This window comes from Thermococcus thioreducens, assembly GCF_002214545.1.
In the GTDB taxonomy this organism is placed as follows: Archaea; Methanobacteriota_B; Thermococci; order Thermococcales; family Thermococcaceae; genus Thermococcus; species Thermococcus thioreducens.
Genome location: NZ_CP015105.1, coordinates 1,262,873 through 1,288,623 on the forward strand (window position 1 = coordinate 1,262,873; position 25,751 = coordinate 1,288,623).

Annotated in this window: 24 protein-coding genes; 9 read left to right on the top strand and 15 right to left on the bottom strand. The window is 55.2% G+C overall.

What is annotated here, in order from left to right; translation table 11 throughout:
• Positions 1–42: 42 nt before the first annotated feature.
• Positions 43–2,493, bottom strand: coding sequence for an NHL repeat-containing protein (locus A3L14_RS06960; RefSeq protein WP_055429266.1), 2,451 nt, complete (start codon positions 2,491–2,493; stop codon positions 43–45).
• Positions 2,494–2,651: 158 nt separating this feature from the next.
• On the opposite strand from A3L14_RS06960, the gene A3L14_RS06965 reads away from it, so the two are divergent.
• Positions 2,652–3,242, top strand: coding sequence for a SagB/ThcOx family dehydrogenase (locus tag A3L14_RS06965; protein ID WP_055429265.1), 591 nt, complete (start codon positions 2,652–2,654; stop codon positions 3,240–3,242).
• Here A3L14_RS06965 and A3L14_RS06970 read toward each other — a convergent pair whose 3' ends face one another.
• Both A3L14_RS06970 and A3L14_RS06975 read right to left on the bottom strand, forming a co-directional pair.
• Complete coding sequence (locus A3L14_RS06970; RefSeq protein ID WP_055429264.1) at positions 3,243–3,545, bottom strand: thioredoxin family protein; 303 nt, start codon at positions 3,543–3,545, stop codon at positions 3,243–3,245.
• Between the two features lie 33 nt (positions 3,546–3,578).
• The gene (locus A3L14_RS06975) at positions 3,579–5,984 is read right to left on the bottom strand and encodes a heavy metal translocating P-type ATPase (RefSeq protein WP_055429263.1); all 2,406 of its coding nucleotides are present in this window, start codon (positions 5,982–5,984) and stop codon (positions 3,579–3,581) included.
• Between the two features lie 121 nt (positions 5,985–6,105).
• Between A3L14_RS06975 and A3L14_RS06980 the strand changes: the two genes are divergently transcribed.
• Entirely contained in the window at positions 6,106–6,723 is a 618-nt protein-coding gene (locus A3L14_RS06980) for a TRASH domain-containing protein (protein ID WP_074631190.1), read from the top strand.
• Here the strand turns inward: A3L14_RS06980 and A3L14_RS11710 are convergent.
• The 3 genes from A3L14_RS11710 to A3L14_RS07000 form a co-directional block, all read right to left on the bottom strand.
• On the bottom strand, positions 6,664–7,398 hold the full coding sequence (locus A3L14_RS11710; RefSeq protein WP_157628435.1) for a cytochrome C biogenesis protein: 735 nt from the start codon (positions 7,396–7,398) through the stop codon (positions 6,664–6,666). The genes A3L14_RS06980 and A3L14_RS11710 overlap by 60 nt on opposite strands.
• 9 nt (positions 7,399–7,407) lie before the next feature.
• Complete coding sequence (locus tag A3L14_RS06995) at positions 7,408–7,767, bottom strand: hypothetical protein (protein WP_055429262.1); 360 nt, start codon at positions 7,765–7,767, stop codon at positions 7,408–7,410.
• Between the two features lie 62 nt (positions 7,768–7,829).
• On the bottom strand, positions 7,830–8,186 hold the full coding sequence (locus A3L14_RS07000) for a hypothetical protein (RefSeq protein ID WP_055429261.1): 357 nt from the start codon (positions 8,184–8,186) through the stop codon (positions 7,830–7,832).
• 148 nt (positions 8,187–8,334) lie between these two features.
• Here A3L14_RS07000 and A3L14_RS07005 point away from each other — a divergent pair, with 148 nt between their 5' ends.
• From A3L14_RS07005 to A3L14_RS07030, 6 genes are all read left to right on the top strand, one after another.
• Positions 8,335–8,988 (top strand): class I SAM-dependent methyltransferase, encoded by a 654-nt coding sequence (locus tag A3L14_RS07005; RefSeq protein ID WP_055429260.1) that lies wholly within the window; start codon positions 8,335–8,337, stop codon positions 8,986–8,988.
• The gene (locus A3L14_RS07010) at positions 8,960–10,081 is read left to right on the top strand and encodes an ABC transporter permease (protein ID WP_074631185.1); all 1,122 of its coding nucleotides are present in this window, start codon (positions 8,960–8,962) and stop codon (positions 10,079–10,081) included. Before A3L14_RS07005 ends, A3L14_RS07010 begins: the two co-directional genes overlap by 29 nt.
• Positions 10,074–10,814, top strand: coding sequence for an ABC transporter ATP-binding protein (locus A3L14_RS07015; protein WP_055429257.1), 741 nt, complete (start codon positions 10,074–10,076; stop codon positions 10,812–10,814). Before A3L14_RS07010 ends, A3L14_RS07015 begins: the two co-directional genes overlap by 8 nt.
• Positions 10,815–10,972: 158 nt before the next feature.
• Entirely contained in the window at positions 10,973–12,154 is a 1,182-nt protein-coding gene (locus A3L14_RS07020) for a PLP-dependent cysteine synthase family protein (protein WP_232473292.1), read from the top strand.
• Positions 12,151–13,308, top strand: a complete 1,158-nt coding sequence (locus A3L14_RS07025; protein ID WP_055429256.1) for a cystathionine gamma-synthase — start codon at positions 12,151–12,153, stop codon at positions 13,306–13,308. Before A3L14_RS07020 ends, A3L14_RS07025 begins: the two co-directional genes overlap by 4 nt.
• Complete coding sequence (locus tag A3L14_RS07030) at positions 13,305–14,036, top strand: class I SAM-dependent methyltransferase (protein WP_055429255.1); 732 nt, start codon at positions 13,305–13,307, stop codon at positions 14,034–14,036. The genes A3L14_RS07025 and A3L14_RS07030 overlap by 4 nt, the downstream gene beginning before the upstream one ends.
• A gap of 82 nt (positions 14,037–14,118) precedes the next feature.
• Here the strand turns inward: A3L14_RS07030 and A3L14_RS07035 are convergent, their stop codons facing one another.
• A complete protein-coding gene (locus A3L14_RS07035) occupies positions 14,119–14,409 on the bottom strand; it encodes an SHOCT domain-containing protein (protein WP_082431991.1) in 291 nt (96 codons plus the stop codon).
• A gap of 250 nt (positions 14,410–14,659) precedes the next feature.
• On the opposite strand from A3L14_RS07035, the gene A3L14_RS07040 reads away from it, so the two are divergent.
• Positions 14,660–16,018, top strand: coding sequence for an ATP-binding protein (locus A3L14_RS07040; RefSeq protein ID WP_055429254.1), 1,359 nt, complete (start codon positions 14,660–14,662; stop codon positions 16,016–16,018).
• 57 nt (positions 16,019–16,075) lie between these two features.
• Here the strand turns inward: A3L14_RS07040 and A3L14_RS07045 are convergent, their stop codons facing one another.
• The 8 genes from A3L14_RS07045 to A3L14_RS07080 all read right to left on the bottom strand — a co-directional run bounded on the left by A3L14_RS07045 (position 16,076) and on the right by A3L14_RS07080 (position 25,743).
• Entirely contained in the window at positions 16,076–18,256 is a 2,181-nt protein-coding gene (locus A3L14_RS07045) for a heavy metal translocating P-type ATPase (RefSeq protein ID WP_143597791.1), read from the bottom strand.
• Positions 18,257–18,362: 106 nt separating this feature from the next.
• Complete coding sequence (locus A3L14_RS07050; RefSeq protein ID WP_055429253.1) at positions 18,363–18,929, bottom strand: hypothetical protein; 567 nt, start codon at positions 18,927–18,929, stop codon at positions 18,363–18,365.
• Positions 18,930–18,934: 5 nt separating this feature from the next.
• Entirely contained in the window at positions 18,935–19,669 is a 735-nt protein-coding gene (locus A3L14_RS07055; protein WP_074631181.1) for a PP2C family protein-serine/threonine phosphatase, read from the bottom strand.
• Positions 19,666–20,847: an ATP-binding protein gene (locus A3L14_RS07060; RefSeq protein ID WP_074631179.1), complete on the bottom strand. Its 1,182-nt coding sequence runs from the start codon at positions 20,845–20,847 to the stop codon at positions 19,666–19,668. Before A3L14_RS07060 ends, A3L14_RS07055 begins: the two co-directional genes overlap by 4 nt.
• Before the next feature lie 2 nt (positions 20,848–20,849).
• Entirely contained in the window at positions 20,850–22,565 is a 1,716-nt protein-coding gene (locus tag A3L14_RS07065) for a serine/threonine-protein kinase (RefSeq protein WP_232473443.1), read from the bottom strand.
• Between the two features lie 142 nt (positions 22,566–22,707).
• Positions 22,708–23,313 carry a hypothetical protein gene (locus A3L14_RS07070; protein ID WP_074631178.1) on the bottom strand — a complete coding sequence of 202 codons (606 nt, stop codon included), beginning with the start codon at positions 23,311–23,313 and terminating at the stop codon, positions 22,708–22,710.
• Complete coding sequence (locus tag A3L14_RS07075; protein ID WP_055429722.1) at positions 23,313–23,909, bottom strand: hypothetical protein; 597 nt, start codon at positions 23,907–23,909, stop codon at positions 23,313–23,315. Before A3L14_RS07075 ends, A3L14_RS07070 begins: the two co-directional genes overlap by 1 nt.
• A gap of 10 nt (positions 23,910–23,919) precedes the next feature.
• Positions 23,920–25,743 (bottom strand): hypothetical protein, encoded by a 1,824-nt coding sequence (locus tag A3L14_RS07080; RefSeq protein ID WP_055429723.1) that lies wholly within the window; start codon positions 25,741–25,743, stop codon positions 23,920–23,922.
• Positions 25,744–25,751 lie beyond the last annotated feature (8 nt).

Below are 25,751 nucleotides of genomic sequence, written 5' to 3' on the forward strand. Positions count from 1 at the left end.
CCCCCGTGAATTATTAGCCTTCTGGCTAAAAAAGAAAAAACTTCAGCTCCCGATGCACTTCATGAACGCATTCCACATCTTGAACGGCCCGAGGGAGCAGGTAACGTAGCAGTTGCAGTCAAACTTAATGTCGGCGCATTCGAGGGCACTGCAGATTGTACTTGGGTCTGCGGGGTTAAGGCCATCCAAGGGCGACAGGCACGGGTGTATGCTTCCCCAGCCAGGCTTTGGAAGGTTGTTCTCCAGGTCACTGGCGTAGCTGTTTATCGCCGCTCCTCCGACGATGGAATCCGTTTCGGGCATCGGTGGCCAGGGAGTTATGCAGCCAAAGCGCTCTATTGCCGCCCACACAAGGTGGAAGTAGTAGTTGAAAACAACCGCAGGCCCAAAGTTCTTGCTCTGGAGACAGCAGAGCTTGCACGCCTCACCTTCGACTGCACCGACCATCGCCGCCTTAAGCTTGCAGACGTCGCATTGGCCAGAGTCGAGTTCTCCACCGGTTTCGCCGCCTTTCATAGGCCCGGCTGGGTACGTACCCGGATGCATCGAGCTGAGGGTGACGCTCCCAACAGAGGCCGAGAAGCCCGCGTAGCCGGGACCGTTGGTCAGCGTCGCGTTTACTCCCGGAAAGAAGGGAACCGTCAAAGTCCTGTTTTCAGCCATCGCCACATCAAACTTCGTCTCCGCACCTCCAGACAGAAGTCTAATCTCGTGAAGCCCGTAATCGATGGGGACCTCAAGCATGCCTGTCGAGTTCGTCCTTCCGGTATTCTCGCCATCAACGATTACCGTAACATTTGAGGCGTAGAAGCCAGGTGGCATGACCACGATGAGGGAGAGCGTTAGGGGCTTTTCTTCTCCAGCTTCTCCGGGAGCCTTTGGAACGGTGAAGTACAGCGCGGTAAGGATCAGCGCGATTACCACGAGTGCATAGCCCTTCCGTTCCTTTCTTCCAATCAGCACCGCGCCGGCAACTCCGATTGAAACGGCGAATATGAGAAGGGCAACGCTCCAGTGGTTGGGCCCTCTTTCTTCTTCTACAGGGGTCGTTTCTGTCTCCGTGGCGTTTGCAACGAAGAAAGAGAAGTAGCCCCTCCCGTCCGTCCATACCGTCCTGCCGGACACGTTTACTGGCACCCCTGGATGGCTGGCCATCCCGTAGATTACAGTCCCACCTTCAACTTTCACGGACCGGCTCCAGAGAAGCCCCGGCCTCAGGTCGCTCACCACGGGGGTCGTGTTCATGTAAACGTCTTCACCGTCGAAGTAAACGGCCGTAAGGTTGTACTCCCCAGCAAGGAACGTTACGTTCCAGACTATTTCCTTGCCCCATCTCACGAGCTTTTCGTTGACGTAGAGGAAAACGGGGGCTGTGAATATGTCCTCAGGCGTTACCCACGCCCTGACGGTTCCGTTTTCATAGAGGAGATGAACCTTCGGGCGGAGTTCATCAACAAGGACGAGTGCGCCGCCCTCCCCCACGTACCCACCACCGAAGTCGTGGGTTCCCAGTATGTTGTAGAGGACGACCCCGTTGAGTTCCTCCTTCACCACATCTCTGTACTCTGGCTTTATCTCCCGCTCTTCCCTTGTTACGTTCTCAGTCTTAGTGGGCCCTCCAAGAAAGACCGTTTCAAACCGGTATTCTCTGCTCTCAAGGACGCTTTCGAGGGTCCAAGTAACGTTCGGTGGATCTATGAGCGCGAGGAACCCCTCAGAAGCCATCAGGAGAATCCTGTTTCCAAAGGCCTTCACGTGCAGGGGCCTCCCACTCAGCTCTTTGAAGAAAAAGCTGCCGTTTTCCGGGGAGAACCTTACCAGTCCTGTCGCATCCCCCTCCATTATGGCCGCATACAGAAAGCCGTCGTGGCCAAGGACGATGCCGTCCGGTATGAGCCTTGAATAGTTGGAGGGAAAACGCCAGAGGATAAAGGTTTTGTTTTCGGGCTGAAGAAGGCCTACGCCGCCGCGGGGGCTCTCGTTCAGCTCGGCGGTGAAGTATATCCCCTCTGGAGTAGCGTAGGTGTCGTAAACCTTCACAATTCCTGCGGATGAAAGGTCGTAGAAGACGAGGTCGTTTCCAGTGAGAACTCCTATTCCACCGCTCTCGTTGATTTTTCCGGCGTAGTACGCCCTTCCCGGAACGGCAAAGACGTGGACAAACGATACCCCCGGATAACTCCAGATGTAAACTGTGTCATTAATGGGGTCAAAAACGGCTGGAGGCCCCCAGTCGGCTGAGATGTATACCCTATCGCTCACGGACATCCCGTTTGGCATGATCGGCAGGCGCCAGAAGATGAAGTGAGTTTCGCTGGTCTTCAGACCTAATCTTCCGCTGTAATCGCTGAAATAAAGGCCGTCCGGAGAAAACCTCGGGTGAAGTATCCAGCCTCCGGTGTTCCATACTAAAACTTTCGAAGACAAGACCGGGGGGGCAGTCAGGAGCAGGAGGAGTGCAACCCCAAGAAGGGATTTCTTAACAGCGGACATGTTCCCACCGCCCTGTATTTAAGACACTTCTACTTTGGAATTTATATGGGTTTTGTTTGAAATTTGTCCATTTTGGAAGCCCAGGATGTTTCCCTGATTTTGAAATGGCACCAAAAGCCTAATGTATGAAAAAAGCATCATAGGTTGCGGTGGTGAATATGAAGATCAAACTGCCCGCCCCCAAGCGCGAGGGTAGAATGGGCCTGGAGGAGGCAATAGACAGGAGAAAGAGCATAAGGAGGTATAAGGACGAGCCCCTGACCCTTGAAGAGGTCTCCCAGGTGCTCTGGGCGGCTTACGGAATCAACAGGTGGGGGAAGAGGACATCGCCGAGTGCCGGGGCGTGCTACCCCTTCGAGGTTTACGTCGTTGTTGAAAACGTTGAGGGCTTGAAGCCTGGGATTTATCGCTACGATGGGGAAGCTCACAGGCTGGAACTTATCAGAGAGGGGCATTTCAGAAAGTCCCTTGCAGAGGCATGCCTTGGTCAAAGGTGCGTTGCCACTGCTCCGGTGAGCATCGTCATAACGGCTCACTATGAGAGAACCACGAGGCGGTACGGCGAGCGTGGGGTGAGATACGTCCACATTGATGCAGGCCACATGGGTCAGAACATTTACCTCCAGGCCACTGCCCTGAACCTGGGCACCGTTGCCGTTGGAGCCTTCAGGGACGATGAGGTAAAAAAGGTGCTAGAAGTGCCGGGCGAACCGCTCTACATCTTCCCGCTTGGGATTCCGGGGGAGTAGTCAGAGCCTTTTGAGTTCTTCAAACCTTATTAGAACCTCCTTCCTCCGTATGAGGTTCTGCCTGGCCACCTCTTCCCCATCCTTAAGGTAAATCAGCGTCGGGACGTTGAGGACGTCAAAGCGGTTCACAAGGTCGTTCCATTCCTCGGCGTTGATGTGGACGACCGTTATCTCCGGGAACTCCGCACTGAGCTCTTCCATGAAGCTATCAACTATCCTGCACGGTGGACAGCCCGGGATGGAGAACCACAGCACGGCTTTTCCGTCCATGAAGTTAATCTTTCCATCATACTCAACTATCAATCTCCTCACCTCCGGGAAATAAAAGGAAAGGGCTCAGATCCTGGCCCTCTTCAGGAGGAGCGAGTTGCTCACGACGCTGACACTGCTTACCGCCATTGCCCCAGCGGCCCACTCGGGCCTGAAGATTATTCCGAAGAGCGGGAAGAGCGCCCCCGCCGCTATCGGGATGAGGATTATGTTGTATATCATCGCCCAGAAGAAGTTCTGCTTTATCTTAGATAGGGTTTTCTGGCTGAGCTTTATTGCCTTAACGACGTCCCTTATATCGTTCCTCATGAGGACTATCTCGCCGCTCTCCATGGCTATGTCCGTTCCTGAGCTTACGGCTATGCCTATGTCCGCCTGGGCCAGTGCCGGGGCGTCGTTTATGCCGTCGCCGACGAAGATAACGACCTCGCCCTTCTCCTGGAGCTTTTTCACTTCGTTAGCCTTGTCCCCTGGTAGAACCTCAGCAAGGACGTAGTCTATGTTCAGCTGCCTCGCTATCGCGTTTGCAGTTCTCCTGTTGTCGCCCGTTATCATGCCGACCTTCTTGCCCATCCTGTGGAGCTCCTCGATGGCCTCCTTTGCGTTCTCCTTTATCGTATCGGCTATACCGATTACTCCCGCTATTTTGCCGTCTACGGCGACGGTTATGGCGGTCTTTGCCTCGTCTTCAAGCCTTTGAAGCGCGTCCTCCACGTCCTTTACTGAGTAGCCGTTTTCGGTCATGAGCTTCCTGTTACCGGCGAGGATTTCCCTGCCCTGCACCTTGGCCCTGACACCCTTGCCGGTTATGGCCTCAAACTCCTCCGGCTCCTCTAGCTCAAGGCCGAGCTCCTCCGCCTTCCTGACTATGGCCTCTCCAAGCGGGTGCTCGGAGCGCTTTTCAGCCGAGGCGACGAGCCTTATAAGCTCCTTCTCGTCCATGCCGAAGGTTATTACGTCAGTCACTTCAGGCTTGCCCTTTGTGAGCGTTCCAGTCTTGTCAAAGAGCACCACCGTTGCCTTCCTCGCTATCTCAAGCACCTCTCCGTTCTTGATGAGTATGCCCATCTCGGCCCCCTTGCCCATCCCGACGGTTAGAGCCGTTGGAGTCGCCAGGCCGAAGGCACACGGGCAGGCTATTACCAGGACACTGATGAGCGTCGTGAAGGCGAAGATGAGCGGCTCCTTGGCTATAAAGGCCCAGTAGACGAAAGATGCCAGTGCAACCGTCAGCACTACCGGGATGAAGTAGGTCACTATTTTGTCCGCTATCCTCTGGATCGGGGGCCTGGTGTTCTGGGCCTCTTCAACGAGCTTGATGATCTGAGCCAGAACCGTGTCGCCACCGACCCTCTTCGCCTCGATCTTGAGCACGGAGTTCCTGTTTATGGTTCCGCCGATGACCTCGTCTCCAGATTTCTTGAGGTTGGGTATGGGTTCTCCGGTTATCATTGACTCGTCGACGTAGCTCTCGCCCTCAAGCACAACACCGTCAACCGGTATCTTTTCACCGGGCTTCACTATCACGATGTCGCCCACCTTGACCTGGCTGACGGGGACTTCGACCTCCTTGCCGTCCCTTATGACCGTCGCCTTCTTCGCCTGCAGGCCCATGAGCTTCTTGATGGCCTCACTTGTTCTTCCCTTCGCCATGTGCTCAAGGTACCTGCCCAGCAGCAGGAAGGCCAGTAAGAGTACGCTTGCCTCGTAGAAGTTGTATTCCGCCGGAAGAACGCCGATGGTTGCCAGCACGCTGGCTATATATGCTGAACCGACGCCCATGGAGTACATGACGTCCATGTTGAGCGTTTTGTGCCTCACCGAGCGGATAGCTTTGAGGAAGATGTCCTTTCCTGAGTAGACTATGACAGGGGTCGCCAGGAGGAACTGTATCCAGAGCATGTAAGGTATCTCAAAGTCCAGCCCAAGGAGCCAGCGGTACGTCATGAACGTTATTATGCCGCCAAAGAACCACGCCACCACGAGCTTCTTTTTCATTTCTCTGAGGTGCCTTTCCCTCGCTTCCCTTTCTATGTCAATGCTCTCCTCGCCCTCAACGCCCAGGAACTGGTAGCCGAACTCCTCGATGGTCTTCTTTATGTCGTCCATATCAACCATGGTCGGGTCGTAGGTAACGTTTGCCGTCTCGGTCGCCAGGTTAACCCTAACGTCCAGAACGCCGGGGAGCTCCTTGAGGGCCATCTCTATCGTCCTGACGCACGAGGCGCAGGTCATACCGCCGATTTTAATAACCGCGTCCCTCTTCTCCCTGACAACACCGTAGCCAACGCTTTCGATGGCCCTGATTATGCTGGATATGCTCACCATCGATTCGTCGAATTTTACGTAGGCGCTTTCGGTTGCCAGGTTTACTCTGGCGTCCTTTACGCCGTCGAGCTCTTTAAGTGCCAGTTCTATCGTTTTGGCACATGATGCACAGCTCATTCCGGTAATCTTAATATTCACTTCCACCGGAGTTCACCTCCAATAAATGCTTCATTAGTGAATTCATGAAGTTATTTTTTGCCAAAGTGGAAAGAGCAATAGGAGGATTTTTATAGTTTGGAAGAGATAAAATGTACCGGTGAGGGGAATGAAGATAGATGACCTTGATTTGAAGCTCATTTACCTGCTGATGGACAATTCGCGCCTGAGCATATCAGAACTTGCCGAGAGACTCGGTGTCAGCAGGCCGACAGTAAAATCCCGCCTTGAAAAGCTTGAGAAGGAAGGGGTGATCCTTGGATATACCGTAAAGCTGAACCCGGAGTTGCTCAGGGCTCACAACGTTGTCGCCCTCATAGTCAAGACGGACAGTCCGGAAAAGATGAGCGAGTTTGAGGAGATAATAGAGATAAACCGCTTCACAAGCAGGAAGTACCTCATAAAGATCGCCGTTGAGGACATGGAAGAGCTGAGGAAGGTCATAGAGGGTGCCGGATTCGAGGTCATCGAGATAATGCCCGTCCTTGAGAGCATTGAGAGAACCACTCCCCCGAAGGTCAAGATACCCTTCAAGTGCGACTACTGTGGCAAAGAGATAGTGGGGGAGCCGATAGTCTACAAGTACCACAACCGGGTTTACTTCCTCTGCTGTCCCACCTGCTTAAGGGAGTTCAAGAAGACGAGGGAGAACATAGAGAAGTTCAAATTAAAGGAAGAGGACAAAGTAGAGCACGCTCACGAGCACGAGCACCACGCCCATAACTAAATCTCCCCTTCCGCTTACCGAGGAGAGCCTGTCCACGGCCCTTCCAAGTCTCGCGTATCTGCTCCCGTAGTGGAAGCCCAGAGTGACTATGGCAAAGGGGAGCACGGATATTCCAATGAACACCACGAGCAGCGCCGCCGTGATCCCAGGGGGATACTGGCCGGAAAGCAGGGAGCTCACCAGTAGGTACGAAGGGAGCACACAGGACAGCGATAGGAACGCCATCACGCCCCCAACAGCAAAGGCTGCCGGCGGGGAGGTGGCCTTTTCAAGTATTATGTTGCTCTTTTCCCTAAGCGGGCTGGAAACCGGGAGTCTCACGTATCCCAGGGCGGAGAGTATCTTGTAAGCCCCCACCGTTATCCCAAAGGCGACCACAAAGTACCTGAGCAGGGGTATCTTGGTGTGCAGGTTCATGAGGGCAACGGCTATTATCGAGTACCCAAGAAACGCGCCGACGGTGAACGCCAGGCCGACCCTCAAAACCCTCTTCTCGTCCGTCAGCGCTATCATCGACAGGAGAAACACTATCATCAGGAATATTGACGGCCGGAGGGCGTTGAGGATTCCGAGGGCGATTATTGAGAACGTTACTCCAGTGAACTCCGTCACCTGGCTCAGGGAGTCCAGCGGTATATCCGCGGCAGTCATCAGTATTGCTTCCGAAACCGGCATATGCTTCACCTAGTGCTCCATGGATGGTGCCCCAAGGCGCACGATCTCCACGGATGAAGTTGAATTCATTAATATATTAACCTTGTCCCCCCTCGCGAGGCACGGAACTTCTACTGGATGGGTGTATCTGACCTTAAGGATCTCGCCTTGTGCGTCTATTATCGCGGTGCAGGTGAGCCTTGTGCCGGTTTGATCCGGAGTGCAGTTTGTATCCGCCAGAACCACGGCGTTTGTGGAGTTCAGAGGCCGCCCTTCAACAAGGACGCCGTGAAAAGTGTCCTGGACCCCGTTACCTCCAAATGAAAAGTACCCGAGGGCTAGAAGCAACACTGCCAGAACTGCCACAGTTCCCCTTACCGCATCTCTCATAACCTTTCACCGCTCACCACTAGGAACTACAAATTCAACAACAATGAAAACCTGGAGAGGGCTCACTGGCCGCTCTCCTCGACTCCCATATACTTCTCGCAGGTCTCGTGCATCTCCGTCCAGTTGCCGCCCATGTACTGGGTCATATACTCCTCCATGAGGGGCTCCATCTCATCGTGCATCTCGGTGAAGTTGCCGCTGGCCATGTACTCCTCCATCTGCGCGTACATCTCGTCGTCCATCATGCCGTGCATGCCGTAGCCCATCATGCCGCCGTGCATGTAGCCGCCCATGGGCCCGAAGCCCCAGCGGCTTCCGGTTCTCTCCGCGATATCGAATCCTCCAGTGTGGGCCATCCCAAGGGGAACGGCTATGAGCGCTCCGATGAGGAGCCCGATAAACAGGGACTTCCACTCCATTTCGCATCACCTCTCCATTTTGCTTCCCTCTGTACATTGAGGCCGAAGGGATAATAGGCTTACCATTGACATAATGTGAAAGGACATCCCCAAATCTTTCAGGGATGAAAGGATAAGGCCAATCAAATGTTTTCATGAGGTTAACTTGATGAACACCTCAAAAACAGCCAGAAAGTATGATAGGTTTTCAAAGGTTTACGACCCCTTCGAAAGTCCAATGGAAAGGAGGGCGTTTTCAAAGTACCGTGCCAAGGCCCTTTCTCTGGCAGAAGGGAAAGTGCTTGAGATAGGCGTCGGAACGGGAAAGAACCTCCCCTATTATCCCCAAAACGTCGAGGTCACTGGCATAGACTTCAGCAGGGGCATGCTTGAAAAGGCTGAGAAAAGGAGAAGAGAACTCGGCCTGAAAAACGTCAGGCTCCTGCATATGGACGTCCAGAACCTTGAATTTGAAGAGGACACGTTTGACACTATCGTCAGCACCTTCGTCTTCTGCACCGTTCCCGACCCGATAAAGGGGCTGAAAGAGGCGTATCGGGTGCTGAAACCCGGAGGGAAAGCCATATTCCTTGAGCACATGAAGAGCAGGTCAAAGCTTCTCAACCTCCTCCTCTACATGATGGAGCCGTTCATGAGGGCCGTGCTGGGCACGTCCATGCTCAGGGAGACCCAGAACAACATCGAAAAGGAGGGTTTTAAAGTGGAAAGAGTGGAAAACCTCTTCTTTGATATTGTAAAGCTTATAATTGCTACAAAGCCCTCGGGTGATCAGGATGATAGCGAGGAAAAACCTGTTCCATGATAGGGGCAGACTGGTGATAAGCGTGGGCGGGGTGGCCCTTTCGGTGACCCTTGTCATAATACTCCTCGGAGTGTACTACGGCATGACGACCCTCGGCACGAACTACATCGTGCATACCGACGCCGACCTCTGGGTGGGGCAGGAGGGCATCCACGACCTGTGGCACACATATTCCCTCCTGCCCAGGGGGCTCGGTGATGAGATAAAAAGCGTGGACGGCGTTGAGAGCGTCCACGAGCTCATAGGAAGGGCGGTTCAGATAGAGGTCCCAAGGAGCGGGGCGAAAAAGACGGTCTACATAGTTGGCTTTGACCCCACCAGCGGGGTCGGCGGCCCGTGGGACATCGTCATGGGCACGGGTGAAATAAAGAATGGCGAAGCCGTGGTGGACCAGGTGTTTTTCACAAGGAACGGGCTGAAGCTCGGCCAGACGCTTAGGATTGGAGACAAGGAGCTGAGGATAGTCGGGGTCTCGAAGGGGACTTTTGCGGTTGTTTACCCGTATATTTTCGTTACCACTGGAGATGCCGCCGAGATTTTTGGGACGACCCAGTACGTGAACTACTACCTCGTCCAGCTCTCCGGCGACAGGCCGGCCGCCGATGTGGCGAAGGACATCACAGACAGGCTGAAGGGGAAGGGAGTATCCGTGGAGATACTGACGAAGGAGAGGTTCATACAGAACCACAAGGATGTCATAAACGAGAGCTTCAACTCCATACTCTTCCCGCTGGTGTTCATAGGGTTCATCATCGGCGCGGCGGTCATAGGGCTTACGCTCTACACAATGACGGTTGAGAAGATGAGGGAGTACGCGATACTGAAGGCAATTGGGGCGCAGAACAGCTTTCTACGGAGGATAGTCTTTGAGCAGGCGGCCATAATAACCCTGCTGGGCTTCATGGCCGGCATCGGCCTTTCCCTGCTCGCCACCCTCTTCGTACCCAGGTTCGCCCCGGAGTTCTTCGTGGAGATGAACCCCACAACAGTGGGCATAACCTTCGCAGCGGTCCTGCTCATGGGGCTGACCGCGCCGCTGATCCCGATAAGGAGGCTCAACAAAGTTGACCCGGTGGTGGTCTTCAATGCCTGAGGCCATTTTACGGGCAACCAACCTGACCAAGGTCTACGGTTCGGGCAGAACCGCGGTGAGGGCAGTTGACAGCGTGTCCCTTATCCTCAAGAGGGGAGAGGTGGTTCTTCTCATGGGGCCGTCCGGCTCCGGAAAGACGACGCTCCTCACCATGCTCAGCGGGCTTCTGAGACCGACCTCAGGTAGCATAAAACTGTACCCACCCGAAAGCCCCCGAAGGCCAATAGAACTGACTGGACTCACCCAGGACGAGCTGGCGAGGCTCAGGCTTGAGAGGATGGGCTTCATATTCCAGCACTCCAACCTGCTGGAGGCGCTGACGGCGGTGGAGAACGTCATGGTGCCCCTGCTGATCAGGGGCATAAATAGGGAGGAGGCCAGGAGGCGGGCAGAAGGTCTCCTGGAAGAGCTGGATATGGGGGACAGGCTCAACAGCAGGCCCTCAGAGCTTTCAGGGGGTGAACAGCAGAGGGTGGCCGTGGCGAGGGCTCTGATAACTGACCCAGACATCATAATAGCCGACGAGCCCACGGCAAACCTCGACTCAAAGAACGGAAAGGAGGTTATAAAGCTCATCCACGAAAGGGCAAAGAAAGACGGCAAGTGCGTGATTATAGCCACCCACGACCCGAGGATACTCGGCTTCGCGGACAGGATACTCTACATGGAGGACGGCAGGATATACCGGAAGGACAGCCAGCAGGCCGAAAGGCTGTTGCTCTTTGAGGAGTAGCACCCAATGAGCTGTAAATTCCATTTCCCATTTCTGTCCAAAACCGTTTATTTCAAACTTCCAGTTGAATAGGGCTGAATCATCTTTTCTTTCGTCAAAAGGACAGCTCTCATGCCGAAAAGTATATATATGCAGTTCTATTCATAAATGAGCAGGTGATGGGCAATATGATGGAAAATTATACAAAATTGGGTATTTATAACGACATCGTCCAGACGATAGGCAACACACCCCTTGTGAGGCTGAGGAAGATAGAGAGATACTTCAACCTCAAAAACGAGCTCTACGCCAAGGTGGAGTTCTTCAACCCCGGTGGGAGCATAAAGGACAGGATAGGCAAGTATATGATAGAAGGGGCAAAAAGAGAGGGCAAAATCGTCGAGGGCGGTGTGATAGTCGAGCCAACCTCGGGCAACACCGGCGTTGGCCTCGCCCTTGTAGCGGCCGACGAGGGCTACATGACGGTCTTCACGATGCCGGACAAGATGAGCACCGAGAAGGAGCTCCTCCTAAAGGCCATGGGTGCTTTCGTCATTAGAACGCCCACCGCTGTGGCCCCGGGCGACCCGAACTCCTACTACAAGGTGGCAGAGGCTGTAAGAAACCTCATCTGGAAGAAGGGGAGGGCGGTAACCCGAGAGGAGCTTAAGGAGATAGTCGAGTACGTTCAGCGGCTCGTTAATGAAGAGAAGCTCGACGAGCTTAAAGCCATCCTTGAGGATGAAGTGGAGGAAACGCCCTACGCCTACATCCCCAACCAGTACTTCAACAGGTACAACCCCCTGGCGCACTACGAGACCACTGCGAGGGAGATATGGGAGCAGACCGGAGGGGAGATAGACTACCTCTTCGCGGGGATAGGCACCGGGGGGACGATAACCGGAATCGGGCGCTACCTGAAGGAGAGGAAGAAAGATGTGAAGGTAATAGGCGTTGACCCGGTCGGCTCGATATACAGCCTCGTTAAGAAGGGAATGAGCCTTGAGGAGGCCCTCAAGAAGGCCCACCCCTACCTCGTTGAGGGCATAGGCGAAGACCTCCTCCCGGAAACCGTCGATTTAAGCCTCGTTGACGATATGGTTGTCGTCAACGACCAGCAGGCCTTTTCAATGACCCGCTTCCTCGCGAGGAAGGAAGGAATTCTGGCGGGCGGTTCATCCGGTGCGGCACTCTACGGGGCGGTGAAGTACCTCAAGGAGAAAGGAGTTGAAGGCAAGAAGGTCGTCGTGATATTCCCGGACACCGGAAGGAACTATCTCACGAAGGTATTCAACGACGAGTGGCTCGTTGCGAACGGCTTTGAGGTCGACGATGAAAAGGTCCTGGAGGTGCTGAGATGAGGTTCTCAACCAAAGCCATCCATGTCGGTGAAGAGCCCGAGAGCATGCAGCACGGCGACGTTGTGTCCCCAATCCACCTCTCAACCACCTTCGCGAAGAGGAGCATAAAGGAGGTCGAGGAAGGCTACGTCTATTCGAGGAGCGGCAACCCCACGAGGGACGCACTTGAGAGAAAGCTGGCGGCACTTGAGAACGCAAAGTACGGGCTGACCTTCTCCTCAGGACTCGCCGCCGAATCCACGATACTCCTTGCCCTCCTCAAGAAGGGCGACCATGTGGTTGCTTTTGATGACCTCTACGGCGGAACGAAGAGGCTCTTCAACCAGGTGATGGAGCGCTTCGGCATCGAGTTTACCTACGTTGACGCGAGGGAGCCGGGGAACGTGAGGAGGGCGATAAGGGAGAACACGAGGATGGTCTGGCTCGAAACGCCAACGAACCCCCTCCTCAAGCTCGCGGACATAAGAGCAGTAGCCGAGATCGCCCACGAGAGAGACATCATCGTGGTCGTGGACAACACCTTTGCCAGTCCTTACTTCCAGAATCCCCTCGACCTCGGTGCCGACATAGTCCTCCACAGCGTCACCAAGTACCTCGGCGGCCACTCCGACGTTGTCGGCGGGGCTGTGATGGTCAACGACGACGAAATCTATGAGAGGCTCAAGTTCCACCAGAACGCGGTTGGAGCAATTCTGTCACCTTTTGACTCCTGGCTCGTCATGAGGGGCATCAAAACGCTCGCAGTCAGGATGGAGAGGCACGAGAAGAACGCCATGACGATAGCAAAGTATCTTGAGGAGCACCCGCTGGTTGAGCGCGTTTATTACCCCGGCCTGCCCTCACATCCACAGCACGAGCTCGCGAAGAGGCAGATGAAGGGATTTAGTGGGATGCTCTCCTTCGAACTCAAAGGGGGACTGGAAGAGGCAGTGAAGTTCATCGAGAGCCTGGAAGTCTTTGCCCTCGCCGAAAGCCTCGGCGGCGTCGAGTCGCTCATAGAACTGCCAGCAATCATGACCCACGCATCGGTTCCAAGGGATGAGAGGGAGAAGGTCGGCATAAGGGACTCGCTCATCAGGGTCTCGGTGGGAATAGAGGACGTTGAAGACCTCATCGAGGACCTTGAGAGGGGCTTTGAGGCGGTGAGAGCATGATACCGAGCATTGAAGAGATTAGAACGTTCTTAGAGAAGCTTGGCTTTGGCAAAGGGGAGGTCAACGAGCTGGTGGAGCAGATAGAGTACTTCGAGACGGAAGCGCCCGAGAGGGACGACATCGTGCGGGACTACCTCAGGGACGAGTGCATAGAGCGGCTCGTGGAGGAGATAGTGAGGGAAGTCTTGAAGCTTGGAAGAAAAGATGTGCGCATACTCGACGTCGCGGCCGGCTCCGGCTTCTTCACGGAGCGCGTAAAGAGAAAGCTTGAGGAGAAGGGCATAAAAGTCGAGGTCTACGGCTTCGACATAACGCCCAGCATGCTGAAGAGGCTCAAGGAGAAAGGAATAACACCCATCTGGGGTGTTGCTGAGAAGATTAGAGAGTCTATCGAGATTGCCAACGAGCACTACGGCCTCAACGTGCCGGAAAAGTTTGACGTGGTCGTCTCGACCCTCGCATTTCACCACTTCCTCAACCCGGAGGCAGTCCTGGGGAGCATGAAAGACGTGCTGGCCGGGGGTGGAAAGGCCGTCATAATCGACGTCCTCAAGCACAGGCACGGTGAGTTCAGGGAGACACTGAAGGACACTCACCTGGGGTTTTCAACGGAAGAGATAAGGGAGATGGGCCTGCGGGTCTTTAAAAACGTGGAAGCCCGGCCCCTCGGACTGCACTGTGAGGTTGACGGTGTCCTCATCGGGCTCTACAAGGCGGTGTTCTCCTGAGTTTTCTTTTTAATACCGAGCGAACTTCAATCGTTCATCGTGTTCTCACAAACTTTCAAAGAAGAGGGGGGAGAGGGGAAAACTAACCTTCAAGAAGCTTTCTCCTTCTCCTCTCATACTCCTCGTCGTCTATTTCGCCCCTCGCGTACTTCTCGTCGAGTATCTCAAGGGCGCTCTTTCTGCTCCCGCTTGAGCTCTGTTCAACGAGCCACTTAATGAACCATACTATTCCAACGATTATCAGCACCCAGAACAGGAGCATGAATATCCCTCCGAACCAGCCAAACCAGCCGAATCCCATCATGTCGTGCCACCCCCAGTCGCTTTCTCCGGCGTGAGCCAGGAATTCGTTTCCAGCGCTTTCGAACATCATTTTGATCTCCTCGAATACTACTTAGTGGTAAAGGCTATAGGGCTTATTGTTGGCAAAAGGAAAAGAGCCGGGCGAGAATTTTCGCAAAAGATAAAGCAAAGAGGCCATCAAACCTTCAAAAACTTCGCGCCGATATACCATCCAACCCCCGTCAACCAATTTTAATTGCCGGATTATTCCGTGGTAGAAGACAAAGTCGGTAACGCCTTCCGCCGAAAGGCTTAAATTTAATAATGTGATAATTAATATCATGATACTAAAATTTATCAACCGTGAGTTCGAGCTGAACGTCCTTGAAGAACTGTACACCCAGGACAGGGCACACCTCGTGCTCATCTACGGGAGGAGAAGGATCGGAAAGACCGAGCTTGTGAAGCAGTTCACAAAAAATAAACCCAGCTTCTACTTTCTGGCAAGAAAAGAACCGATGGAGCTTGAGATTGAGAGACTGGTCACAGGTTTCAACAGGAAGTTCAACGTTTTTATCGAGGCCAGGAATCTGGAAGAGTTCTTCGAGGAAGTTAGAAACTTCGGAAGGCTCGTCTTTGTAATCGATGAGTTCCCCTACTGGGTGGAGGAGGATAAATCAATTCCCTCGCTCTTCCAGTACATCTGGGACGAGATTCTCAGGGACTCCAGGATAATGCTTATCCTTCTCGGCTCGTCGATAGCCACTATGGAGAGCCTCATGAGCTATAAAAACCCTCTCTACGGGAGGAGGACGGCCCAGATAAAGCTATCGAGCCTCGGCTTTTTCCACCTGGGGGAGGCATTTCCCCGCTACTCATGGGAGGAGCTTGTGGAGGTTTACGGCACCATAGACGGCATCCCCGCTTACCTCCGGTACTTCGACGACTCGCTGAGCGTCGAGGAGAACATCCAGCGGAATTTTTACAGCAAGGTGAGTGTACTCTACGAAGACGCCGAGAGGCTCCTGAAGGACGAGCTGAGGGAACCCGTGACCTACCTGAACATCCTGAGGGCGATAAACGAAGGGAAAACGAAGCTGACAGAGATCGCCAACGAGACGAAGGTGGCCGTGACGAACCTGCCGAAGTACCTGAAGACGCTCGAAACCCTTGATCTGGTTTACAGGGAGTTCCCGGTGACGGTGAGGGAGAGAAAGCGCTTTGGAATATACCGCGTGAAGGATTTTTACTACCGCTTCTGGCTCCGCTTCGTTTACCCTTACAGGGATGACATTGAAATTGGGGCCATAGGCTTCGATGACCTCAGAAAAGACTTCAATGTATACCTCGGCGAGGTCTTTGAGGAAATAGCGAAGCAGTTCCTGATAAGGCTGAACGCAAAGGGTGAGCTTCCCTTCAGGTTCACGAAGATAGGCCGGTGGTGGGACAAGAAGGAAGAGATAGACCTCGTCGCCATCAACAGCCTGACGGGTGAGGTTGCGTTTTTTGAGGTCAAGTGGAAGAACATCTCCTATCGGGACGCCCTAAGGGTCCTAAAGAAACTTGAGGAGAAGAGCGAGAAAGTGGGCATCGATGGAAAGGGAAAACGCTACGGGCTGGTTGCAAAGCACTTTCCAGAAAAAGAAGAGCTGAGGGGAGAGGGTTACCTGGCCTTTGATATGGGGGACTTTCCGGGATAACGGATGAGTTGTCAAGGAAACAAGAAAAAGAATATAAAAAGGGCAAAATATTCGCCGTCAGACCTTCAAAAACTTCGCGTTGATGGCCACTATAACGGTGCTCAGGCTCATAAGCAGCGCACCCGCCGCCGGGCTGAGGAGGATTCCGTAGTTGTAGAGCACCCCCGCCGCCAGCGGGATGGCAAAGGTGTTGTAACCAGTTGCCCATGCCAGGTTCTCAATCATCTTCTTGTAGGTCGCCTTTGCCAGGATTATCCCGGTTATGACGTCCCTCGGGTCGTTCTTGACGAGGATTATGTCGGCGCTCTCTATAGCCACGTCGGTTCCCGCTCCAATGGCTATGCCCACATCGGCCTGGATCAAAGCCGGGGCGTCGTTTATGCCATCGCCCACCATCGCCACCGTGTAGCCCTGCTCCTGGAGCTCCTTGACCTTCTCTGACTTCTGGTGCGGCAGAACCTCGGCGAAGAAGCCATCCAGCCTGAGCTCCTCAGCCACCCACTTTGCAACTTTGGCGTTGTCGCCGGTGAGCATGTAGGCCTTTATGCCCATCTCGTGGAGCTTTTCAATGGCCTCCCTTGACTCGGGCCTTATCCTATCTGCCAGGGCCAAAGCACCCACGAGCTCTCCATCAAGAACCAGGAAGACAACGGTCTTACCCTGCTCCAAGACTTTATTGACGCGCTCGTCCTCCCTCCACAGGCCGTTCTCCTTCAGGAATCCCGGGCTTACGACGAGGACTTCCTTTCCGTTGATGACGCCCTGGACACCCTTGCCCGGAAGAACTTTTGATTCAGCTACCTCGTAGACCTCAAGGCCGAGCTCCTTGGCTTTCTCAACTATTCCCTGGGCTATCGGGTGGTTTGAGTGGGACTCAAGTGCCGCCGCATACTTCAGGATCTCCTCTTCACCGAGCTCGTCCAGGGTTATTATGTCGGTTACTTCGAACTTGCCTTCGGTCAGCGTCCCGGTCTTGTCGAAGACGACCACCTGAACGTCCTTCGCTCTTTCAAACGCCTCCCTGTTCCTTATGAGGATTCCCTTCTTGGCCGAGATTGACGTTGACACCGAGACGACCAGCGGGACGGCTAAGCCAAGCGCGTGCGGGCACGTTATGACCATTACCGTGACCATCCTCTCAAGGGCGAAGACGAAGGGCTTGCCGAGGTAGAGCCACGTGCCGAGGGTTATCGTTCCGGCGGTTATGGCTATGAGCGTGAGGTAGAAGGCGGCCCTGTTAGCTAAATCCTGCGTCCTTGACCTTGTCTCCTGTGCCTGCCTGACGAGTTCAACGACCTGCATCAGGTAGGTGTCCTTTCCGGTCTTTTCTATCCTGACCTTTATCGCTCCCTCAAGGTTTATGGAGCCTCCGATGACTTCATCGCCCGGTTTCTTATAGACTGGCTTCGACTCACCCGTGAGCATTGACTCGTTTATGCTGGTCTCTCCCTCCACTATGATGCCGTCGGAGGGTATCTTCTCCCCGGGTTTGACAAGGACTATATCGCCCTTCTTCAGCTCGCTGACCGGGACGTCCTTTATTCCCTCGGGCGTTACGAGGTGAGCCTCCGTTGGCATGAGCTTTATGAGCTCTTCCAGGGCCCTTGAAGCGCCGAGAACGGAGCGCATCTCGATGTAGTGGCCGAGAAGCATGATGTCGATAAGCGTCGCAAGCTCCCAGTAGAAGGTCTTACCCGGCAGGCCAAAGGTCACCGCGACGCTGTAGAAGAATGCAACGGTGATTGCCAGCGCTATCAGCGTCATCATGCCCGGCAGTTTTTTCTTCAGCTCGTCCTTCATGCCCTTCAGGAAGGGCCAGCCGCCGTAGAAGTACACCACCGACGAGAGTGCGAACAGGACGTAGTGATCCCCCCTGAACGTAAACGTGAAGCCCAGGAAGTTCTGGATCAGGGGAGAGAGCAGCAGTATCGGGATCGTGAGTATCGCAGAAATGATGAATCTCTTCTTGAAGTCCTCCATCATCATCCTGTGGTGCTCCGCGTGGGAGTGCTTGTGACCCTCGTGGCCTTCATGTTCGTGTCCGGCGTGCTCTTCATGGGCGTGTTCGTGTCCCTCATGTTCGCCGTGGGCGGCCACCTCGTGCCCTTCGTGCATCTCATGTTCCGTCCCGTGCTCCCCATGCCCGCTTTCGTGGGCGTGCTCCATGTCCTTCATCTCGGGGGCTTTTTCAGCCCCATCGTGCACGTGCTCGCCGTGCACATCTCCATGTCCCTTCATGGTCAACACCATAGAGGTTTAGTGTTAGATGGTATTTAGCCTTTTTTATTAAAAAATGTAAGACCCTCAAAAATAGAGAATAACCTTAGAATAAGGTACAAGACCTTCATTCTTTCATCATGTCCTCGATTTCCTTCAGCCTCTTTGCAGGTTCGAGATCCTCACCGGCGGATGAAACCATCAGGCCCTCGGCCATCTCCAGGGTCTCGGCGTCGAACTCACCCGTCAGGATGCTCTCGCTCGTCAGGTCTATCATCGTGTTTAGCGCCTCCTCAAGGTTCTCGACCTTGCCCATCGCCTTTTCGAACTCGACCTGCATCTTTGCCACGTCCTCCGCCCCAGGCCCTTCGGCTATGCTCCTAACAACGTCTTTGCTGAACTGTATGAAGTCGGCTGAGACCTTCACCAGCTCCCTCTGAATTTCTGCTTCTTCCATGAGGAGGAGAAGTCTCTTTGCCTGCTTTATCCTTTCCTCAAGGGCAAGGTACTTCATGGCGCTCCTCTTGAGGAGGGCCTCGTCGCCGAGCTTCGCCGCCTCCTTCCCCTGGAGGAAAATCTTACGCTTCAAATTTTCGAGATTGTTGATGTACTGCTTCAACGCCATCTTGGCCTTCCTCATGCGTATCTTCCTCTCTATCTCCTTCTCCTCCTTCGACTTCCAGAGCTTGACCATAACCGTCACACCTCCCTAAACACGACGACAGTCACATTGTCTTCGGTAACCTTCAGGGCTTCCCCGATCAGCGCCTCCGCTGCCGTCCTGGGGTCTGATCCGAAGACAAGCTTTCCTATAATCCCCTCATCGATGTAGTCATGGAGCCCGTCCGTGCTGAGAAGCAGGACATCCCCGGCTTTCAGCTCCCACACGTAGGTGTCAACCCCAAGGTCAACGCCGAGGGCCTTTGTAACGACGTGCCTCATGGGGTGTTCTCTGGCCTCCTCCCCACTAATGATTCCGCGCTCAATGAGCTCCTGGACCACCGAGTGGTCCCTTGTCCTCGCGACTATCTTCCCCTCCTGCACAAGATATGCCCTGCTGTCGCCGCTGTTTGCTACCACAGCCATTCTATTCCTCACGAAGGCAGCGGTAAGCGTCGTGCCCATCTTCCCCGGCCCGGGTGATATCTCCACTATCCTGCGGTGGGCATCCTCGTAGGCCCTTAGGAGGAGACCCTTTACCCCCTCCACCCCTATGCCGCGTGTATAGCCCCTCTCAAAAGTCTCACGGAGTGCTTCAACGGCCACCTTCGAGGCCAGCTCTCCCCCCTCGTGTCCCCCAAGGCCGTCGGCAACGGCCAGGAGGCAGGCGTCGCCGAGGGGCAGGATAAGGAGCGCGTCCTCGTTCCGCTCCCTCCCGCCGGGATGTGAGATGCCCCAGACGATCCCCTCGGCCCCACAGGCTTGCCCGCTCATCCCCCGAACTCCTCCGCCCACTTTTCATAGCGCTCGATGTCCCTCTTTGTCAGGGGGCTCTTTATCTTCCTGAACGCCTCCTCAAAGTCCCTCATCTCAAGCGGGCGGGTTCTCAATGAGCGCTTCCTCAGCTCCTCGAAGGGAAGCCCGGCAAGCCTGTGGAGGTCTTTGTTCTCCTCGCGTATCATGTTCCATATGGCCTCCTGACAGAGGTTCCTGATGTCCCTGCCAGAGTACAGACGCCTCACGCTCTCCTCCGCTATCGCGTCGAGGTCGAGCCTCGAAATATCAAGCCCCTCAGTGTGTATCCTCACTATCACCTTGGTCGCCTCCTTGTCCGGCAGGGGCACGTAAATCCTCTTGGGGAAGCGCGAGAGCACCGCCTCATCTAAATCCCAGGGGGTGTTTGTGGCGGCAAGCGTGAGGACGAGCTTCTCATTCCCCTCCCCGTGAAAGCCTTCAAGCTCCGTGAGGAGCGTCGAGAGCATCCTCCTGGTCGCCTCGCTGGTGTCGTTTGAACGCCTCGTGGTCAGGGCGTCTATCTCGTCGAGGAACACTATGCTCGGTGCCTTCTCCCTCGCGACCTCGTAGAGGGCGCTTATTATCTTGCTCGACTCGCCGAAGTACTTGCTCAGGACGCTTGACGCTTTAACGTTGAAGAAGGTGGCGTTTAAGCTCCCGGCGGCGGCCGAGGCGAGGAGCGTCTTACCCGTCCCGGGAGGCCCAAAGAGGAGTATGCCCCTCCACGGCTGAACCGCGGCGGGTTTTTTAAGGGCCGCTATCACGACCGTCTCCATCATGAGGAGCTTGACACCCTCAAGGCCGCCTATGTCGTCCCACGTCGTCTGTGACTTGGAGATAAGCCCCAGCACGTACTCCCTGAACTGGTCTTCCTCGTCTTTCTCCTGGGTCGTGCTCTTTCCTTCGGCGCCGACAACTGCCTTTCGGCCGTATTCACCACTCTCTATCTGCCCGGCCACATCCTCCCACTTCTTCGCCTTCTTAAGATAGAGCTCCCCGTTGTAGGGGACGTGCCTGGCCAGCTGTCTGAGTATGGAGGCACACCGGAGGGCGCTTCTCCGAGCGGTCTCCATGTCTCCCGCGGCGACAGCCCTTTCAAACTCCTTCTTGGCCCTCTCAAACTCGCTCAGCAGGGGCCCTGAAAGGTCAACAGGCATCCTCACACCCCCTCGAATCCAAGCTTTATCTTGTGGATGATTATCTCGGCCTTCTCGACCAGCTCCTCGGGAACATCGAGGCCGTTCTCAAGGCGGAGCCTGAGCTGCTCCCTCAGGGAGAGCAGTTCTTCCCTCACCCCCCCTCTCGCGTAGTGAGCCAGGTCGTCGGCGTACTTGAGTGCATTAACAAGGTCGTTGAGCTTCAGGTACAGGAGGAACAGCTCGCCCGCGTAGTAGGCGCTCCTCGACAGGTCGTTGATTGAAACGCTTTTGCTGAGGTTCTCGCGGTAGTTCTTCCCGAGGAACTCGGCCAAATCCCTCTGGAGCTCCTCAACCGACTGGTAGCGCTCCTCCTTGTTCTTCGCGAGGCACTTCATCACGACCGGCTCAAGGGGCTTCGCGTCGGGGTTGAGCTGACCCGGCGGCACTGGCTCCTCAAGGGTTATCTTCGACGCCACCTCGACGAAGTCCTCCCCCTCGAAGGGAGGCCTCCCGGTAAGCAGCTCGTAGAGAACCGCCCCTATCTGCCACACGTCGGTTCTCTCATCTGTTCCTCCAAAGCGGGAGCTTATCTGTTCCGGAGCGGCGTAGAGCGGTGTGAAGCTGACCGTGTGGGTCGTCCTGCTCTCCTTGAGGAGCTTGCTGAGCCCCCAGTCGCTCACCTTGGCTCTTCCGTTCTTGAGCAGGATGTTGCTCGGCTTGAGGTCGCGGTGGATTACGCCTTTGGAATGGGCGTACTTTAGCCCCTCCGCAACGTCGAAGATTATCCTCGCCGCCTTTTCGGGGCTGAGGGGCTTTTCGAGCTTTGCAAGGCTCGTCTCGCAGTACTCCATCTCAAGATAGGGGAGGGGGAATATGTTGTAGTCGTAGAGCTCGACTATGTTCGGGTGGCTGAGGAGCGACCAGTTCCTTACCTCCCTGAGGAATGTCTTGCCCCCCTCCTCCGTCAGACTGAGCGGGACTTTTAGGGCAACGACGCTCCCGTCGTGCTTTTCCGCACGGTAGACCCTTGCAAAGCCGCCCTCACCGATGGGCTCAACCTTTCTGTACCTCGCGAAGAGCTCCTCCAGTGGGGTACGGGGGGTGCCGCCGGTAGAATCCTGCCTATTCCCGGCGGGAACCGGGACCGGGGCCGGAACTGGGGTTTTGGGCTCTATCTTCGGTCTCTCGATTATTTCGGTTCGCACTTTCACCTTGGCGCTTACCATGCCGGAGCGAACCACGACCTTGGCGCTGACCCTGCCCCGCCCCCTCGGAACGGCGGTGACGGTCTGGGAGACGTACTCCCCGGGCCTGACGGCCCTGAAGTACACCCTCGTGGAGCTGAGGTCGAGGTGCCTGGAGAGGTCGCCGAGGTCTATCTCGACGTTTATGGTGCCCCTGAGCAGGTTCCTGAAGCCGATCCTGAGGGGTATCTCCTCACCAGCGTGGACCTTGGGGGGAACCTCGATTATCACCGACTTGCGGAGGAGATCCTTCATGTCCTCCTTCGGTACCGGAGGAACTGGCGGAACCGTTTTGGGATACCGCCTCTTGTACCTTCTGGATTTCGAAACGTCCTTGAGCAGGTGTTTTATCAGGTGTCCAAACCACATGGCTATCACGATGAATATTATAAATCCGGCCGCCCTCCCGAAGATGGCGGATACTATGACTATAAACACGAAGAGTTTGACGAGGCCCTCCAGGATGTCGTCGTCCATGAACCAGTGCCCCATGTGCACGCGTATCCCTCCATTTCCGCTGAGACAACCAGTTCCGGCCGTCATTTAACCCTTTTTGGTGCCGTTTTGAAAGTCCGCGCGGGACTGTTTTTCACTTAAGACAAGTTCATGGAGGAGGTTCATTCCGGAGTGTAGGTCACTCAGTGACTACCTCCTCCCCCTTATCCTTCTCCCCCGTGACCTTTTCGGCCGCGCTCTCGGGCTCAAGCTCACCCTCCTTCACAGCCTGTATCGTCCTCATTATCTCCGCCAGCTCCTCGTCCTCCTCGAACTCGACGCCGGCACCAATGGCCTGGTCGGTGTAGCCGAGCATGGTGTTGAGGTTCTCATTTAGGTTCTGGGCGTCGAGCTGCATGCTGACGAGGTTCTTTTCGAGTTCCTCCGGGGACATTTTCCTGAGAAGTTCCCAGGTCGGTGTGCCCTTCAGTATGGCCTCGTTCTCCTTGATTATCAGCAGGTTCGCCACGAGCATGAGCTGTTTGTTGAGCTGGGCGTGGGTGTTCTGGAGGCTCTGCTTTTTCCGGTTCAGCGTCTTAATTTTGGTCGCTATGGTGAGCTCCTCGCTTTTGCTCCTCGCTTCCTTTGCCCTCTGGAACAGCGCCGCTATCTGGGCGTCTATCTCGGCTATCTCGTCCTCTATCTTCCTTATCTGCATGTCGAGCCTGATCTGGTTTTCCCTGAGCTGGTCAATCGGTATGTCCAGGGGGTTCTTCCTCCCGAAAAACCTTGAAAGGAGCCCCATCACAGCTCCTCCTCCGTCTCCCTCTCCAGCTTGGGCGAGGCTATCTTCTCCGTCACTTCCTCAACGTCGGCCTCTCCCGTCTCGACCTTGGCCCATGCATCCATGAGCTCCCTCTCAGTTTGATCTTCGGTTGTCTCAAACTCGGCTATGTCCATCTCGAAGACCCTGTTCAGGTTCTCGACCATCTCGTCGAACTCCCTGCCGTCGAGGCTCACCTTGACGAGCACGCTTTCCAGCTGCTCGGGCTCAACTTTGGAGAGCTTGTCCCAGAGGCCTATCTTCCTAAGCTCCTTCTCGTACTTCTTGACGACTATCAGGTTCTTGACGAAGGTGTACTGCTTCTGCGCAGTCGTGAAGTCCCTTAAGCGAAGCTTCTGCTCCATGTCGAGGCTCTTGATCTCCTGGGCGAGCATCTTCTTCTTGAGCACGTCAGCCCCGATGCCCTCCTGGAAGAGCTGCTTCTTTTTCTTCTCTATGCGCTCTATCTCCTTCTTCGTCCTCTCAAGCCTGTTCCTCAGCCGTATCTCCTCTTCCTGAAGCTCCCTGAGGGAGAGCTTTTCAATCGGGTTTTTCCTAAACCTGTCGAGTATTCCCATCACCATCACCTCACTTCCGTATCAGCACGAGTCCAAATCCATCTATGTATTTGACCAGATTGCCCTCACGGGCGATTTCATAGAACGCCCTCCTCACGTACTCCTCGCCACCGCATTCGAGGCCCTCGCTGAGCGGTAGGTAGTCCCTGCCCTCAAGCTTTTTCCTCACGCACTCCCTGACCTTTGCGTACATCTCCTCGTCAAGCTCAAGGCGCACCAGGGGGACGAGTGCCTTGGCGTAGCGGTCGTTGGGGTTGTGGATTACCTCACCGCTCTCCGTGTCGAGGAGTATCAGCGAGACGTTCTCCGAGTAGAAGTTCCTGTGGAAGTCCTCCGACGAGACGTACCTCCTCACCCTCTCCTCGAAGCCGAGAGGTGAGGCGATAACGAGGATCGTCCTTGCGTTCTCCTTTGAGTCCCTCGCATCGATGAGGTGCACGTTGACCTCCGCCAGGGTGAGGGGGTCGGTGTCGAGGCCCAGCTCCGCCAGCCTTTCCACCCTCGTCAGGTAAACCCCCCTAACGAGTATCCGCTCCTTCCTCCCGAGGAGCTTCTTCTCCTTCAGGGCTACCTCAACGTACCTGTTCTCCGGCAGGTTCTTGAGGGACTTCTCGTCAAGCTTTCCGGCGAATCTCGCCGTGTCCTCGCCCTTCTTCTCCTCAATCCTTTCAACGGAGTACGTTCTGCCGAGGAGCCGCACTTCTCCCGCGAATTTGCTTTTCATCCTGCCCACGAAGTTGAGCTCACCGATCCTCGCCTCGTCCCTGAGCACCAGGCGGGAGCCCTTCTCGACCTTGCCAGACATCGCGAGGATTTCCTCTATCCTGCTTTTCAGCAGGCTCTCCTTCTCGGAAAGCTCAAGCTCCCTCTTCCTCAGCTCCATCTCCTTCTCCCTGAGTTCGAGCTCCCTCCTCCTGAGCTTCTCCTCAAGGAGCCTCGCCTCGCGCAGGGCCTCCTCCTTCGCCCTCGCAAGCTCCTCCTCAAGTTTTTTCCTCAGCTCTTCATCCTTAAGCTCCGTGAGTCTCCTGGCGAGCTCTGCCTTCTCGCGCTCGAACCTCTCGATCAGCTCCTCCTTCTCCCTGCGGAGCCTCTCTACCTCCTCCAGGCTCGATGCCGACAGCTCTTCCTCAAGCTTTCTGCGCTCCTCCTCGAAGAACTCCACCATCTCTGCTATCCTCTTCTTCAGCTCCCCAACCCTGGCTTCGTAGCTCTCCCTGACTGCTTCAACTTCCTCCGTCTTTTCGCGCTCCCAATCCTCCATTAGGGTTCTAAACCAGCCGTATTTGCTTGCCTCGTTTATTGCGGCATCGATTTTCTCGCGGTAGCTCTTCCACGTCCTCTTGAGGTAGTAGCGGAGGGGGAGCTTTATCTCGGGGTCTTCGAGCTGCTCCTCTATCCACCTGTCCACCCCGAGGTAGTATGTCTTTAAGAGCTGGAGGGTCTCCTCGTCCCTGCGGTAGAGCTTTTCGAGGATGTCCTCCATCGTCGTTATCTCAAAGACGTTGTACTTCAGTATCTCATCTATCAGACCTATCTCGCGTTCCGAGAAGCGCTTTTCTGCGGGTGGAAACGCCTCACCCTTCTTCCAGAAGCTCCACGCGAGAACCGCCAGTGCCGCCTCGAACTTCGCCCTGAACGTGCTGTCAAGGTCCCTAAGAAAGTCCCCGCACTCGCCTTCGAGATAGCGCGAGTAAGAGTCCTGAATCCTCTCCCAGAGGCTCTTCCGGGTCTCGAAGTCCTCAACGGTAACGTCCCTGCCCTGCCGCAGAACCCTCTCGGCCGGACGGAGCAGGTTCCTCACGCATTCGGGGTTTCCCTCGTTGAACACCACCATGGTACCAC

Excerpts from the sequence above, each read along its gene's own strand:
- A3L14_RS07055 (WP_074631181.1), bottom strand. The coding sequence starts at position 19,669 with ATGAGCGGGCAAGCCTGTGGGGCCGAGGGGATCGTCTGGGGCATCTCA.
- A3L14_RS07005 (WP_055429260.1), top strand. The coding sequence starts at position 8,335 with ATGAACACCTCAAAAACAGCCAGAAAGTATGATAGGTTTTCAAAGGTT.
- A3L14_RS07080 (WP_055429723.1), bottom strand. The coding sequence starts at position 25,743 with ATGGTGGTGTTCAACGAGGGAAACCCCGAATGCGTGAGGAACCTGCTC.
- A3L14_RS06965 (WP_055429265.1), top strand. The coding sequence starts at position 2,652 with ATGAAGATCAAACTGCCCGCCCCCAAGCGCGAGGGTAGAATGGGCCTG.
- A3L14_RS07030 (WP_055429255.1), top strand. The coding sequence starts at position 13,305 with ATGATACCGAGCATTGAAGAGATTAGAACGTTCTTAGAGAAGCTTGGC.
- A3L14_RS07040 (WP_055429254.1), top strand. The coding sequence starts at position 14,660 with ATGATACTAAAATTTATCAACCGTGAGTTCGAGCTGAACGTCCTTGAA.
- A3L14_RS07065 (WP_232473443.1), bottom strand. The coding sequence starts at position 22,565 with ATGGGGCACTGGTTCATGGACGACGACATCCTGGAGGGCCTCGTCAAA.
- A3L14_RS07060 (WP_074631179.1), bottom strand. The coding sequence starts at position 20,847 with ATGCCTGTTGACCTTTCAGGGCCCCTGCTGAGCGAGTTTGAGAGGGCC.
- A3L14_RS07075 (WP_055429722.1), bottom strand. The coding sequence starts at position 23,909 with ATGGGAATACTCGACAGGTTTAGGAAAAACCCGATTGAAAAGCTCTCC.
- A3L14_RS07015 (WP_055429257.1), top strand. The coding sequence starts at position 10,074 with ATGCCTGAGGCCATTTTACGGGCAACCAACCTGACCAAGGTCTACGGT.
- A3L14_RS07000 (WP_055429261.1), bottom strand. The coding sequence starts at position 8,186 with ATGGAGTGGAAGTCCCTGTTTATCGGGCTCCTCATCGGAGCGCTCATA.
- A3L14_RS06980 (WP_074631190.1), top strand. The coding sequence starts at position 6,106 with ATGAAGATAGATGACCTTGATTTGAAGCTCATTTACCTGCTGATGGAC.
- A3L14_RS07025 (WP_055429256.1), top strand. The coding sequence starts at position 12,151 with ATGAGGTTCTCAACCAAAGCCATCCATGTCGGTGAAGAGCCCGAGAGC.
- A3L14_RS07050 (WP_055429253.1), bottom strand. The coding sequence starts at position 18,929 with ATGGTCAAGCTCTGGAAGTCGAAGGAGGAGAAGGAGATAGAGAGGAAG.
- A3L14_RS06995 (WP_055429262.1), bottom strand. The coding sequence starts at position 7,767 with ATGAGAGATGCGGTAAGGGGAACTGTGGCAGTTCTGGCAGTGTTGCTT.
- A3L14_RS11710 (WP_157628435.1), bottom strand. The coding sequence starts at position 7,398 with ATGCCGGTTTCGGAAGCAATACTGATGACTGCCGCGGATATACCGCTG.
- A3L14_RS07020 (WP_232473292.1), top strand. The coding sequence starts at position 10,973 with ATGGGCAATATGATGGAAAATTATACAAAATTGGGTATTTATAACGAC.
- A3L14_RS07070 (WP_074631178.1), bottom strand. The coding sequence starts at position 23,313 with ATGGGGCTCCTTTCAAGGTTTTTCGGGAGGAAGAACCCCCTGGACATA.
- A3L14_RS07010 (WP_074631185.1), top strand. The coding sequence starts at position 8,960 with ATGATAGCGAGGAAAAACCTGTTCCATGATAGGGGCAGACTGGTGATA.
- A3L14_RS07045 (WP_143597791.1), bottom strand. The coding sequence starts at position 18,256 with ATGAAGGGACATGGAGATGTGCACGGCGAGCACGTGCACGATGGGGCT.
- A3L14_RS06960 (WP_055429266.1), bottom strand. The coding sequence starts at position 2,493 with ATGTCCGCTGTTAAGAAATCCCTTCTTGGGGTTGCACTCCTCCTGCTC.
- A3L14_RS07035 (WP_082431991.1), bottom strand. The coding sequence starts at position 14,409 with ATGATGTTCGAAAGCGCTGGAAACGAATTCCTGGCTCACGCCGGAGAA.